The organism is Mesorhizobium sp. M1A.F.Ca.IN.020.06.1.1, assembly GCF_004023265.1.
GTDB lineage: Bacteria > Pseudomonadota > Alphaproteobacteria > Rhizobiales > Rhizobiaceae > Mesorhizobium.
Map to the genome: position 1 here is coordinate 1 of NZ_RZSR01000078.1, position 10848 is coordinate 10848.

At 62.8% G+C, this 10848-nt stretch carries 16 protein-coding genes; 9 read left to right on the forward strand and 7 right to left on the reverse strand.

The features are described from left to right. Window positions 1-260, reverse strand: a 260-nt coding sequence (locus EOA60_RS38165) for a hypothetical protein (RefSeq protein ID WP_206628099.1), incomplete at its 3' end; no start/stop codon positions are given. A gap of 44 nt (window positions 261-304) precedes the next feature. On the opposite strand from EOA60_RS38165, the gene EOA60_RS05910 reads away from it, so the two are divergent. Further along, complete coding sequence (locus EOA60_RS05910) at window positions 305-517, forward strand: cold-shock protein (RefSeq protein ID WP_006202521.1); 213 nt, start codon at window positions 305-307, stop codon at window positions 515-517. A 189-nt stretch (window positions 518-706) separates the two neighbouring features. Further along, window positions 707-1117, forward strand: coding sequence for a BA14K family protein (locus tag EOA60_RS05915; RefSeq protein WP_066994411.1), 411 nt, complete (start codon window positions 707-709; stop codon window positions 1115-1117). 66 nt (window positions 1118-1183) lie between these two features. Here EOA60_RS05915 and EOA60_RS05920 read toward each other — a convergent pair whose 3' ends face one another. From EOA60_RS05920 to EOA60_RS05925, 3 genes are all read right to left on the reverse strand, one after another. Beyond that, entirely contained in the window at window positions 1184-1825 is a 642-nt protein-coding gene (locus tag EOA60_RS05920; RefSeq protein WP_095823256.1) for an MBL fold metallo-hydrolase, read from the reverse strand. Between the two features lie 66 nt (window positions 1826-1891). Continuing rightward, the gene (locus EOA60_RS37395; protein WP_156751098.1) at window positions 1892-2029 is read right to left on the reverse strand and encodes a hypothetical protein; all 138 of its coding nucleotides are present in this window, start codon (window positions 2027-2029) and stop codon (window positions 1892-1894) included. Between the two features lie 139 nt (window positions 2030-2168). Further along, the gene (locus EOA60_RS05925) at window positions 2169-3062 is read right to left on the reverse strand and encodes a branched-chain amino acid aminotransferase (protein ID WP_095781295.1); all 894 of its coding nucleotides are present in this window, start codon (window positions 3060-3062) and stop codon (window positions 2169-2171) included. Window positions 3063-3324: 262 nt separating this feature from the next. Between EOA60_RS05925 and EOA60_RS05930 the strand changes: the two genes are divergently transcribed. From EOA60_RS05930 to EOA60_RS05945, 5 genes are read left to right on the forward strand one after another with little or no spacing between them, the layout of a single operon-like run. Continuing rightward, complete coding sequence (locus tag EOA60_RS05930; RefSeq protein ID WP_067327140.1) at window positions 3325-3858, forward strand: MarR family transcriptional regulator; 534 nt, start codon at window positions 3325-3327, stop codon at window positions 3856-3858. Further along, the gene (locus EOA60_RS05935) at window positions 3845-4564 is read left to right on the forward strand and encodes a response regulator transcription factor (RefSeq protein WP_059188911.1); all 720 of its coding nucleotides are present in this window, start codon (window positions 3845-3847) and stop codon (window positions 4562-4564) included. Before EOA60_RS05930 ends, EOA60_RS05935 begins: the two co-directional genes overlap by 14 nt. Before the next feature lie 51 nt (window positions 4565-4615). Further along, entirely contained in the window at window positions 4616-6031 is a 1416-nt protein-coding gene (locus tag EOA60_RS05940) for an ATP-binding protein (RefSeq protein ID WP_095823257.1), read from the forward strand. Window positions 6032-6085: 54 nt separating this feature from the next. Beyond that, the gene (locus EOA60_RS38170; RefSeq protein WP_164746746.1) at window positions 6086-6247 is read left to right on the forward strand and encodes a hypothetical protein; all 162 of its coding nucleotides are present in this window, start codon (window positions 6086-6088) and stop codon (window positions 6245-6247) included. Continuing rightward, window positions 6235-7296: a glycosyltransferase family 1 protein gene (locus EOA60_RS05945; protein WP_095823258.1), complete on the forward strand. Its 1062-nt coding sequence runs from the start codon at window positions 6235-6237 to the stop codon at window positions 7294-7296. Before EOA60_RS38170 ends, EOA60_RS05945 begins: the two co-directional genes overlap by 13 nt. Here EOA60_RS05945 and EOA60_RS05950 read toward each other — a convergent pair. The 3 genes from EOA60_RS05950 to EOA60_RS05960 all read right to left on the reverse strand — a co-directional run bounded on the left by EOA60_RS05950 (window position 7288) and on the right by EOA60_RS05960 (window position 8790). Continuing rightward, window positions 7288-7647 (reverse strand): tRNA-binding protein, encoded by a 360-nt coding sequence (locus EOA60_RS05950; RefSeq protein ID WP_095823259.1) that lies wholly within the window; start codon window positions 7645-7647, stop codon window positions 7288-7290. The genes EOA60_RS05945 and EOA60_RS05950 overlap by 9 nt on opposite strands. An 18-nt stretch (window positions 7648-7665) precedes the next feature. Beyond that, the gene (locus tag EOA60_RS05955; protein WP_066994911.1) at window positions 7666-8166 is read right to left on the reverse strand and encodes a YbjN domain-containing protein; all 501 of its coding nucleotides are present in this window, start codon (window positions 8164-8166) and stop codon (window positions 7666-7668) included. A gap of 321 nt (window positions 8167-8487) precedes the next feature. Further along, entirely contained in the window at window positions 8488-8790 is a 303-nt protein-coding gene (locus EOA60_RS05960; RefSeq protein ID WP_066994397.1) for an accessory factor UbiK family protein, read from the reverse strand. A 132-nt stretch (window positions 8791-8922) separates the two neighbouring features. Between EOA60_RS05960 and lgt the strand changes: the two genes are divergently transcribed. Then, complete coding sequence (gene lgt / locus EOA60_RS05965) at window positions 8923-9777, forward strand: prolipoprotein diacylglyceryl transferase (protein ID WP_082953956.1); 855 nt, start codon at window positions 8923-8925, stop codon at window positions 9775-9777. Further along, window positions 9774-10841, forward strand: coding sequence for a class I SAM-dependent methyltransferase (locus EOA60_RS05970; protein WP_095823260.1), 1068 nt, complete (start codon window positions 9774-9776; stop codon window positions 10839-10841). Before lgt ends, EOA60_RS05970 begins: the two co-directional genes overlap by 4 nt. Window positions 10842-10848: the final 7 nt, after the last annotated feature.

Here is a 10848-nt window from a genome sequence, read left to right on the forward strand (position 1 = left end):
CCTTCGACGTCGAGCCTGACCGCATGGGCAAGGGTCCGAAGGCGGTCAACCTCCGCGCCGCCTGAGCGGGCGACGCTGCCTGTCCTTCCGCTGATGAACGGCGCGGCAGGATCATGAATCGGCTTCGCAGGAAGCTTGAGTTTTCGAGGGCGCGACGGTTCCGTCGCGCCCTTCTTTGTCCGGCAAATAGTTGTATTGGCAGGCGAAAACTTTCTCTTGCCGATAGCGCTAAAATAAAGGACAAATTTCCTCTCGGGCAATTTGCCGGCCCGAGACTGACTTGATGGGATCAAAGGAGCTTCCCATGCCGCAGACCGGCACCGTCAAATTCTTCAACCATGCCAAGGGCTTCGGCTTCATCACGCCCGACGATGGCGCGAAGGACGTCTTCGTCCATATTTCGGCCGTGCAGGCGTCGGGCCTTCCCGGTCTTGAGGATGGGCAGAAAGTGACATTCGACACCGAGCCCGACAAGCGAGGCAAGGGTCCGAAGGCCGTCAACCTGTCTATCGGCTAAGCCGGCTCAGACAGATCCGACGGAGACTGAGCAGGCGGGGCGCTCCCGCAGAGCTCGGAATTTTGTCGAGCCGCGAAATCGTTCGCGCAGTGCCGTTCAGCCTCCGTTCAGCCACGGTCTTCTATTAACCCCTGCTAAAGCCGACCCGCATCCCCTGAAATACGCGGGCCGGCGCGAAGGAGACCGAAAATGAACCGAATTCTCAAGACCGCCATTGTGACCGCCGGCGTCGCCGCGACCACTTTGGCCACCTTCTCGGCGGCAAATGCTGATGATTGGCGCTGGCGTCGTCATCATCACAATGGCGGCGACGCCCTTGCCGCGGGCGTTGTCGGCCTGGCGGCGGGCGCCCTGATCGGTAGTGCGCTCAGCAACCCGGGGCCGAGATACTACGACCCAGCCTATGATGACGGCTATTATGTCGACCGGCCCGTTCGCCGCTACTATGTACAGCCGCGCGTCGTCTATGCCGACCGCTATGCCGAGCCGTGGACCCGCGAATGGTACGAGTATTGCTCCGACCGCTACCGCACCTTCAACTCGCGTACCGGCACATTCACCGGCAACGATGGCGAACAGCATTTCTGTGTTGCCAACTAAGACTTAGGTTTCCAGTCCAGGCAAAAGCGCCGCCCTCGAGCGGCGCTTTTTTCTTTGCGCAGAGGATCAGGCCAGGAAGGGATTCGTCCGGCGCTCCTCGCCGAAGCGGCCGCCCGGACCATGACCGCAGATGAAGCCGATATCGTCTCCGAGCGGCAGCAGCTTGTCTTTGATCGAGGTGATCAGCGCGGCGTGATCGCCGCCTGGCAGATCGGTGCGGCCGATAGAGCCGCGAAACAGCACGTCGCCGACATGGGCGAATTTGGCCGCGCGGTTGTAGTAGACGACATGGCCCGGCGCGTGCCCCGGACAATGCAGCACCTCGAACACATGCTCTCCGAACGAGACCGTGTCGCCTTCGCTGAGAAAACGGTCCGGAATGCAATTGCGCACCGGATCGGTAAGGCCGAAGCGCTTGGCCTGGGTCTCGAGATTGGCAAGCAGCGGCCGATCGGCCTCGTGCGGGCCGATGATGTCGATGCCGAGTGCATCCTTCAGATCCATCGCGCCGCCGGCATGATCGATATGGCCGTGAGTGATCCAGATCGCCTTCGCCCTGATCGCGTTGTCCTTAAGCACTGCCACTATCTTGTCGACGTCGCCGCCGGGATCGACGACGACACCTTGTTTGTCGTCCATGTCGAAGAGAATGGTGCAATTCTGCTGGAAGGGCGTGACCGGCACGATGCCGGCATTGAGCTGACCCATGGCTTTCCTTTCGAGGTGTTGCCCTGATGTAGAGGGCACAGCCGACTGCGTCCACCGGTGATCCCTCTAAAAGAAATGGGCGGCCACAGCCGTCCATGGGAAGCCTGAAATTCTGCCAAGCCTATTCTTCATCACGGTCATGACCGCGCGCATGATGTCGGTGAGGATGGCGCCGGCGCCGACGATGATGCTTTGTATGCCCATCGCCCTGCCAGTCCCACCGGCTGCTCCGCTGCCGTCGCCGGATCGCCCGCACCCATGAGACGCCGAATTGCTGCGCAGGCGCCTAAATAAAAGGGGCGGCCCGAAACCGCCCCGTTGCACAAAAAGGCTGTGACTATCGCTATTCTGCGGCGATGGCGTGCTTTGGCTGCACCGCGGCAGAATAGTCGTTCATCAACGTCTTGGCGATCTCGCCGACCTCGAATCGGTACGGGCCGATTTCCGAGACCGGCGTGACTTCCGCGGCCGTGCCGGTAAGGAAGCACTGCTCAAAGCCATCGAGCTCTTCGGGCATGATGGCGCGCTCGATCACCTCGAAGCCGCGGTCCTTGGCCAGGCCGATGACGGTGCGGCGGGTGATGCCGTCGAGGAAGCAGTCGGGCGTCGGAGTGTGGATTTTGCCGTCCTTGACGAAGAAGATGTTGGCGCCGGTGGCTTCCGCCACCTGGCCGCGCCAGTCGAGCATCATGGCGTCGGCGTAGCCCTTGGCCTCGGCGGCGTGCTTGGAAAGCGTGCAGATCATGTAGAGGCCGGCAGCCTTGGACTTGGATGGCGCGGTGCGCGGGTCGGGCCGGCGCCATTCGGCGACGTCGAGGCGGATGCCCTTCAGCTTCTGCGCCGGGTCGAAATAGCTCGGCCACTGCCAGATGGCGATGGCGCAGTTGATGCGGTTGTTCTGCGCCGAAACACCCATCTGCTCGCTGCCGCGCCAGGCAATCGGACGCACATAGGCGTCCTTGAAACCTTGCTTCTTCAGAAGCGTGCGGCAAGCCTCGTCGATCTCGCCGACCGAGTAGGGAATCTTGAAGCCGAGCAGGCGCGCCGATTCATGCAGGCGCTCATTGTGCTCGGTGAGCTTGAATATCTGGCCGCCATAGGCGCGCTCGCCCTCGAAGACGGCGCTGGCATAGTGCAGGCCATGGGTCAGCACGTGGATCTTGGCCTCGCCCCATTTGACGAACTCCCCGTTCATCCAGATGAAGCCGTCCAGTTGATCGAAGGGAACGGATGCCATGGAAACCTCCCGCGGGCGGGCGCCCGCCAATCGTTGTGTCATACGGCCTTTCGTATCGGCCCCGCCACTGGGTCCGAAACCGCCGGCCTGTGTCTGGAAGCGTAGGCGGATATTCAATCCCTGGCAAACTTAGGAAGTTCCGGAAAAACGGCTTCCGCTTGCCTTTTCGTTCGCAATCCGCCGAAAAGCTTGTCAAAAATTATCATTTGCGGGAAATTACGTCAACAGTACTGACGTAATTCCCCGCTGGCATGGAGAAATGATGACGGATCGAAGCCCCGCAGCCGGAAAACCGATCAGGACGGCGATCACCGACGAGGACGGCATCGACTTTGCCATCATCGAGCTGTTTTTCTTCGCCTATCGCGACTTCACCTCCGATCCCGACCAGATCCTTGCCGATTACGGCTTCGGCCGTGCCCATCACCGCGTCCTGCATTTCGTCAACCGCAGGCCCGGACTGACGGTCGCCGAGCTGCTCGATGTGCTGAAGATCACCAAGCAGAGCCTGGCGCGGGTGTTGAAGCAGCTGATCGACACGGACCATATTGTCCAGGTGCAAGGGTTGCGCGACCGCCGGCAGCGCGAGCTCTATCCGACTGCCAAAGGCCGCGCGCTGGCACTGGCGCTGGCACGGCCACAGTCGCGCCGCATCCGTGCTGCATTGGAGGATTCCGGGACCGCCGAGCGCGCCTCGATCGAGAGATTCCTCGAGGCGATGGTCAATCCGGAACTTAGAGCGCAGATCGACATTGTGCCTGCGCAAACATCGGGGAAGAAAAATGGAGACCACTGAGAAGGTTGATCATCCGGCAGCGCCCGGCGATGATGCGCCGCATCTGCTGGTGGTCGACGACGACACCCGCATTCGCAATCTGCTCAAGCAATATTTGTCCGAGAACGGTTTTCGGGTCACCGTCGCCGGCAACTCCGGCGAGGCCCGGCGCAAGCTCGCGGGGCTGGACTTCGACCTGCTCGTGCTTGACGTCATGATGCCCGGCGAAACCGGCGTCGACCTCACCAAGGCGCTGCGGGCCGAGAAGAACGTGCCGATCCTGATGCTTACGGCGCTGTCGGAAACCGACAGCCGTATCACCGGGCTCGAGGCCGGCGCTGACGACTATCTGCCGAAGCCCTTCGATCCGCGCGAGCTCATCCTGCGCATCAACAACATCCTGCGCCGCGGCGGCCCGGCGGCGACGCCGAAAGTCGAGCAGCTCGTCTTCGGCCCCTACACGTTCCAGATCGCCAAGCGCGAACTGAAGCGTGGCGGCGAGGCGCTGAAGCTGACCGACCGCGAGCAGGAAATCCTGGCGATCTTCGCCGCCCGGGCGGGCGAAACCATACCGCGGCACGAGCTCGTCGGCGACGAATCGGATGTCGGCGAGCGGACCATCGATGTCCAGATCAACCGGCTGCGCCGCAAGATCGAGCGCGATCCGTCAAATCCGGTGTGGCTGCAGACCGTGCGCGGTATTGGGTATCGGCTCAGCGTGGAATAACATGCTCGCAGACGGCCTTGGCTGAATGGCCGTCTACGAGCGGAAGGGCGAATGGCGACCACGCAACTGGAAAAGCCCAAGACCGGGAGCCTCGGCGATCTCGCTTTGCGCACGCTGAGGGCGATGCCGCGCGCCTGGAACCGGTTCTGGCGCCTGGTCGCGCTCTACATGCCGAAGCGGCTTTATGCCCGCTCCCTGATCATCGTCATCGCGCCGATGATCCTTTTGCAGTCGGTCGTTGCCTTCGTCTTCATGGAGCGCCACTGGCAGACAGTTACCCAACGCCTGTCGCAGGCGACGATCGCAGACATCGCTGCCATCATCGACATGATGGAGACCTATCCCCACGACGCCGATTACGCCAACATCATCCGCATCGCCCAAGACCGCATGCAGCTGAAAGTGGATCTGCTGCCGCCCGATCCCCTGCCGGCCCCCGGGCCGAAGCCGTTCTTCTCAATCCTCGACACGGCCCTGTCTTCGGAGATTACCCGGCAGATCAACCGTCCCTTTTGGATCGACACGGTCGGCAACTCCAATGTCGTCGAGGTCCGCGTCCAGCTCGAAGGCAAGGTGCTGCGCGTCTTCGTGCGTCGCAGCCAGGCTTATGCCTCAAACACCCATATCTTCCTGATCTGGATGGTCGGCACCTCGCTGGTGCTCTTGATGATCGCCATCCCCTTCCTGCGCAATCAAATAAGGCCGATCCTGACATTGGCCGAAGCCGCCGAGAGCTTCGGCAAGGGCCGGCCGATGCCGCGCGATTTCCGTCCGCGCGGCGCGGAGGAAGTGCGCCGCGCCGGCTTCGCCTTCATCCAGATGCGCGAGCGCATCGAGCGCCAGATCGAGCAGCGTACCGCCATGCTGACCGGCGTCAGCCATGATCTCAGGACCATTCTGACCCGCTTCAAGTTGCAGCTGGCCCTGGCCGGCGGCAAGGCCGAGACCAAGGCCGCGCTGAACCAGGATATCGACGACATGCAGTCGATGCTGGAGGGCTATCTCTCCTTTGCCCGCGGCGAGGCGGCAGAAGACACCGGCCGCTTCGATCTCGGTGCCTATTTCCAGAAGCTTAGCGAGGAAGCGCAACTGCGCAAATGCAAGCTGTCGACGACACTGACCGGCGATCCGACCGTGCATGTGCGGCCGAACGCCTTTGCCAGGTTGATGTCCAACGTGATCGGCAATGCCTTCCGATATGCCAAGACGGTCGAGGTCCATGCCAATCACGGCCGCGGCTCGCTGACCGTCACCATCGACGATGATGGTCCCGGCATCGCGCCGGACAAGCGCGAAGAAGTGTTCAAGCCATTCCTGCGGCTCGACGAAGCGCGTAATCTCGATGCCAGCGGCACCGGCCTTGGTCTGTCGATCGCCCGCGACATCGCCCGAACCCATGGCGGCGACATCATGCTTGAAGACAGCCCGCTGGGCGGTTTGCGAGCCGTGATCAAGGTGCCGGCTTAGTCGGACAAAGACGGTCTTCATCCCCCCGTCATGAAATCATGGTCAAGAGCGCGCATGAAGCGCGCGACCTTTATCGATTCGGCCATGCCGCCCCGCTTCGATCCCGCACCCGCCCGGGTGCGCTGGAGCGAAGCGCGAGCTGCAGCCTGGCTGCCGTTCCGCCATCGTGCCGGCGCGCCCAAGAATCTGTGCGAAGGGTCGCCATGCGAATCCTGATGGTCACCGATGCATGGCGACCGCAGGTCAACGGCGTGGTTCACACGCTGGAGCGGCTTACCGAAACGCTGAAATCCTTCGAAGTCCAGGTCGATTTTCTGACGCCGAACATCTTCCGCACCTTGCCGCTGCCGACCTACCCGGACATTCGGCTCGCGTTGACAACCCCCAGTCATGTCGCGCGGCTGATCGAAGCGGGAAAGGCCGACCACATCCACATTGTCACCGAAGGGCCGCTCGGCATCATGGCGCGCCGCTACTGCCGCAAGGCCGGCCGTCCCTTTACCACCAGCTACCACACGCGTTTTCCCGAATATCTCAGCGCCCGCCTGCCGGTGCCGGAGAGGTGGGCCTATAACTGGCTGCGCGACTTCCACAATTCCGGACAGGGCACACTGGTCGCCACGCAATCGTTGGCGGACGACCTTGCCTCACGCGGCTTCGATAAGCTGAGGCCCTGGACTCGCGGCGTCGACACCGATCATTTCCGGCCGGACAAACGCAAGGACACCAGCTTTCCCCGCCCCATCTTCCTCTGCGTCGGCCGTGTCGCGATCGAAAAGAACCTGACCGCCTTCCTCGATCTCGATCTCCCCGGCAGCAAGGTGGTGGTCGGCGAAGGGCCGGAACTGGCAAAGCTCAGCGCCCGCTATCCGAACACGCATTTCCTCGGCCATCGCCCGAACGACGAACTGGCGGAAATCTACGCTTCGGCCGACGTCTTCGTCTTTCCGAGCCGCACCGACACCTTCGGCAACGTCATCATCGAGGCTCTGGCCAGCGGCACGCCGGTGGCCGCCTATCCGGTGACCGGACCGATCGACATCGTCGGCGACGGCGTCGGCGGGGCCGTGTCCGAGGATTTGCGCGAGGCGGCGCTCAAGGCGCTTCACATTGACCGCGCGGAGGCGCGCCAGCGCGCCCTGCGCTACAGTTGGAAGGCATGCGCCGAGATGTTCCTGGACGTGGTCGAAGCGCTGGGGATACCGCGCAAGCGCGCCGATCGGGACGCGGTGACGTCAGGCCGGCCCAGGCTAGTTCTAGAATAGACGCCCGCCGTCCGGCACTTTGCGCTCGATGGCGCCGAGCACGACGGCGCCCTCCTCGTCCGGAAAACCAAGCGTCAGCACTTCCGACATGAACGGGCCGATCTGACGCGGCGGGAAATTGACCACAGCGAAGATCTGTCGGCCGATCAGCGTCTCCGGCGCATAATATTTGGTGATCTGCGCCGACGACTTCTTCACGCCGATCGCCGGGCCGAAATCGATCTTCAGCTTGAATGCCGGCTTGCGCGCCTCCGGAAAGGGCTCAGCCTCGACGATCGTGCCGGCACGGATGTCGACACGATCGAAATCGGCAAAGCTGATCTCGGGCTTGCGCTCGCTGCTGGAACTCATCGGCGGTATTGGCTTCGCTCAGGCGCTTCCATGGGTTTCAAAGAGCACGCTCGACAGCGCGTCCTTGGCCGACGTACCCGACCAGACGACGAATTGGAAGGCCTGGAAATAGCATTCGCAGGCCTCTAACGCCGATGACAGAAGCACCTCGACCTGCTGGCTCGACGGCTCGACCCCGCCGGCAAGCAGCAGCGATTGCCGGAACATGATCGCGCCCTCCTGCTCCCACAGGTCGAAATGGCCAAACAGCATCTGTTCGTTGATCAGCGACAGGAGCCGCATCACTTCGAGCGCGCGCGTTTCCGGCACCTTGATGTCGAACGCGCAGGCCAGGTGCAGCGCCTCGAAATCTTCCATCCAGGAGAAGGAGACATGATAGTCGGTCCAGCTGCCTGTCACCGAAATCGAGATCTCGTCGTCGCCGGCGCGTTCGAAGGACCAGTCATTGTTGTGGGCCACCTGCTCGATGACGTCCACCGGGTGGATTTCGCGGGAGAATTCGAGTTCGAGGAGTTCCATGAATGCTTCCTGTCGTTCTGAGAGCGCCGCCACACGCTCCGCGAGAGAGGGCACGCACAACGAACAATCTTGTCTAGAACTCGGACGGCCAGGACTTTCCAAACGCAAAGACCCCAACCGGACCCCACCGCCCGGCGCATGACCCTGCTTCGAATCATGCAACAAATTCAGTCTATTGATCGGGAGTCGCGTGAACAGCCCAATTTTTCGCACTGCGTCATTCGCATGTGGAAAGGCGCTGTCAAAAAGATTCATGCAATGCCGGTAAGCGATTCACGGCAAAGCGATTTTTCGGATCGTGCTTTGTGGAAAAGTTTATGATTATTTTTTTGATCTGGGCTTCGCCGCAGCCGCAGGTGCGGCTTGCCCGGTCAATTCGGCGAGCTTGGCCTCGAGCGCTTCGACGCGCACCGCAAGCTGGATGTTGTCTTCTCTTGCCTTGACGGCCATCTCGCGCGCAGCCTCGAACTCCTCGCGTTTCACCACATCCATGGAGTTGAGCAGGCGCTCGGCCTGGCTGCGGAAAGCCGTCTCCATCTCGCGCCTGACGCCTTGGGCTGCCCCCGCGGCATCGGTCATCAGCTTGGCGAATTCATCGAGAATGCGGTTCGTTCCGGTCGACATGGCAAATCCTCGCTTGATTATTTTGACGTAGTGGCGCGCGGCACGGATTGCAAGCGAAGCGTGCCTTGACCCCGCCAAAACCCTGCCGCATGGTCCGCGCCCGATAGACGACCGCAACCGGAGCGACCCAGTTTGAGCGAATATTTCCTGCTGCCGCTGGCCTCCCTGCCCTTCCCCAATATCGACCCGGTTATCGTCCATATCGGGCCGCTGGCGGTGCATTGGTATGGCGTCGGCTACATCGTCGGCATTCTGTTCGCCTGGTGGTACGCCAAGCGCCTGGTCAGCAATGCCAGCCTTTGGCCGGACGGCAAGCTGCCGATGAAGCCCGAGGATCTTGACGATTTCATCGTCTGGGCGGCGATCGGCGTGGTGCTCGGCGGGCGCACCGGCTATGTCCTCTTCTACGACCTTCCACGCTATATCGCGCATCCGCTCGACACCTTGGCGGTCTGGCAGGGCGGCATGTCGTTCCATGGCGGACTGCTCGGCGTGATCCTCGCCATGACCCTCTTTTCGCTCAAGCGCGGCATTCATACCTGGACGCTGTTTGACGTCGTCTCGGCCGGCGTGCCGGTCGGCCTTGGGCTGGTGCGTGTGGCCAATTTCATCAATTCGGAGCTCTGGGGCCGTCCGTCGGACGTGCCCTGGGCGATCGAATTCCCCAATGGCGGCCCATTCACCCGGCATCCCAGCCAGCTCTACGAGGCGCTGCTGGAAGGTCTTGTGCTCTTCCTGGTGCTGCGCTTTCTCACCCACTCGCGGCTGAAGCTGAAGACACCGCGCTTCGTCGGCGGCGCCTTCATCTGCGGCTACGGCCTGTCTCGCATCTTCGTCGAGTTCTTCCGCGAGCCTGACCAGCAGCTCGGTTATCTGCTCGGCACCAACTGGCTGACCATGGGCATGGTCCTGTCCTCGCCGATGGTGCTCGCCGGCATCTGGGCCATGGCCACCGCAAAGCCGACGACGCAGACGCAGCCGGCATGACCAGGCTGAAGGAGCGCATCATCGGCCTGATCGGCGCGGTGGGGCCGATCCCGGTCAGCGAATACATGGCGCTCTGCCTGTTCGACCCTGAGGACGGCTATTATACGACGCGCGAGCCCTTCGGCGCCGCCGGCGACTTCGTCACCGCGCCGGAGATCAGCCAGATGTTCGGCGAGCTTGTCGCCGTCTGGCTCTACCAGGCCTGGCAAGGCGGCGGGCGTCCGCTGCCAGCCACCTTCGCCGAAATCGGCCCCGGTCGCGGCACGCTGATGAAGGACATGCTGCGCACCTGGTCCCGCCTCGATCCGGCGCTTGCCGCCAAGGCTTCCTTCGCCATGATCGAGACCAGTCCGCGCCTGGCCGAAATCCAGAAAGAGACGCTCGCCGGCCAGAGCCCCGCCCTGAGCTGGCACCAAACCATCGACACGCTGCCGCAGCAGCCGCTCTTCATCGTCGGCAATGAACTCTTCGACGCCGTGCCGATCCGCCAGTTCGTCTATGTCGGCGCCGGCTGGCGCGAGCGCATGGTCGGGCTCGACGAACAAGACAATCTTCATTTCTTCGCCGGCGCGGGTTCCGTCGACCCGGCGCTGCTGCCGGCCGGCGCGGCCGATGCTCTGCAAGGCGCCATCGTCGAGGTGGCGCCGGCCCGCGCCGCGCTGATGGCAGCGATTGCCGAGCGTATCGCCGGCCATGGCGGCGCCGGGCTGTTCATCGACTACGGCCATCTTGAGCCGGGCTTCGGCGACACATTGCAGGCTGTGCGCAGGCACGATCACGAAGACGTGCTGGCCAATCCCGGCGGGGCCGATCTTACCGCTCACGTCGATTTCGCCGCGTTGGCTGCAGCCGTCCGGGAGCACGGCCTCCAGGCGGAACTGACCACGCAGAGCGAATTCCTGCTCGGCATGGGCTTGCTCGAGCGCGCCGGCGCGCTGGGCGCCCTGGCCGATGATGTCGCGCGTCAGGCGATTTCCGAGGCGGTCAAGCGCCTTGCCGGCCCCGATGCGATGGGCGAGCTGTTCAAGGTGATGAAGATCCTGCCAGCCGCGAAAACTGGCTGACATCGGC

Coding starts and splice junctions, on each gene's coding strand:
- EOA60_RS05955 (WP_066994911.1), bottom strand. CDS start 8,166: ATGGAACTCCTCGAACTCGAATTCTCCCGCGAAATCCACCCGGTGGAC.
- EOA60_RS05940 (WP_095823257.1), top strand. CDS start 4,616: ATGGCGACCACGCAACTGGAAAAGCCCAAGACCGGGAGCCTCGGCGAT.
- EOA60_RS05925 (WP_095781295.1), bottom strand. CDS start 3,062: ATGGCATCCGTTCCCTTCGATCAACTGGACGGCTTCATCTGGATGAAC.
- EOA60_RS05915 (WP_066994411.1), top strand. CDS start 707: ATGAACCGAATTCTCAAGACCGCCATTGTGACCGCCGGCGTCGCCGCG.
- EOA60_RS05935 (WP_059188911.1), top strand. CDS start 3,845: ATGGAGACCACTGAGAAGGTTGATCATCCGGCAGCGCCCGGCGATGAT.
- EOA60_RS37395 (WP_156751098.1), bottom strand. CDS start 2,029: ATGGGCATACAAAGCATCATCGTCGGCGCCGGCGCCATCCTCACCGAC.
- EOA60_RS05950 (WP_095823259.1), bottom strand. CDS start 7,647: ATGAGTTCCAGCAGCGAGCGCAAGCCCGAGATCAGCTTTGCCGATTTC.
- EOA60_RS38170 (WP_164746746.1), top strand. CDS start 6,086: ATGAAGCGCGCGACCTTTATCGATTCGGCCATGCCGCCCCGCTTCGAT.
- EOA60_RS05920 (WP_095823256.1), bottom strand. CDS start 1,825: ATGGGTCAGCTCAATGCCGGCATCGTGCCGGTCACGCCCTTCCAGCAG.
- EOA60_RS05960 (WP_066994397.1), bottom strand. CDS start 8,790: ATGTCGACCGGAACGAACCGCATTCTCGATGAATTCGCCAAGCTGATG.
- EOA60_RS05930 (WP_067327140.1), top strand. CDS start 3,325: ATGACGGATCGAAGCCCCGCAGCCGGAAAACCGATCAGGACGGCGATC.
- EOA60_RS05945 (WP_095823258.1), top strand. CDS start 6,235: ATGCGAATCCTGATGGTCACCGATGCATGGCGACCGCAGGTCAACGGC.
- EOA60_RS05970 (WP_095823260.1), top strand. CDS start 9,774: ATGACCAGGCTGAAGGAGCGCATCATCGGCCTGATCGGCGCGGTGGGG.
- EOA60_RS05910 (WP_006202521.1), top strand. CDS start 305: ATGCCGCAGACCGGCACCGTCAAATTCTTCAACCATGCCAAGGGCTTC.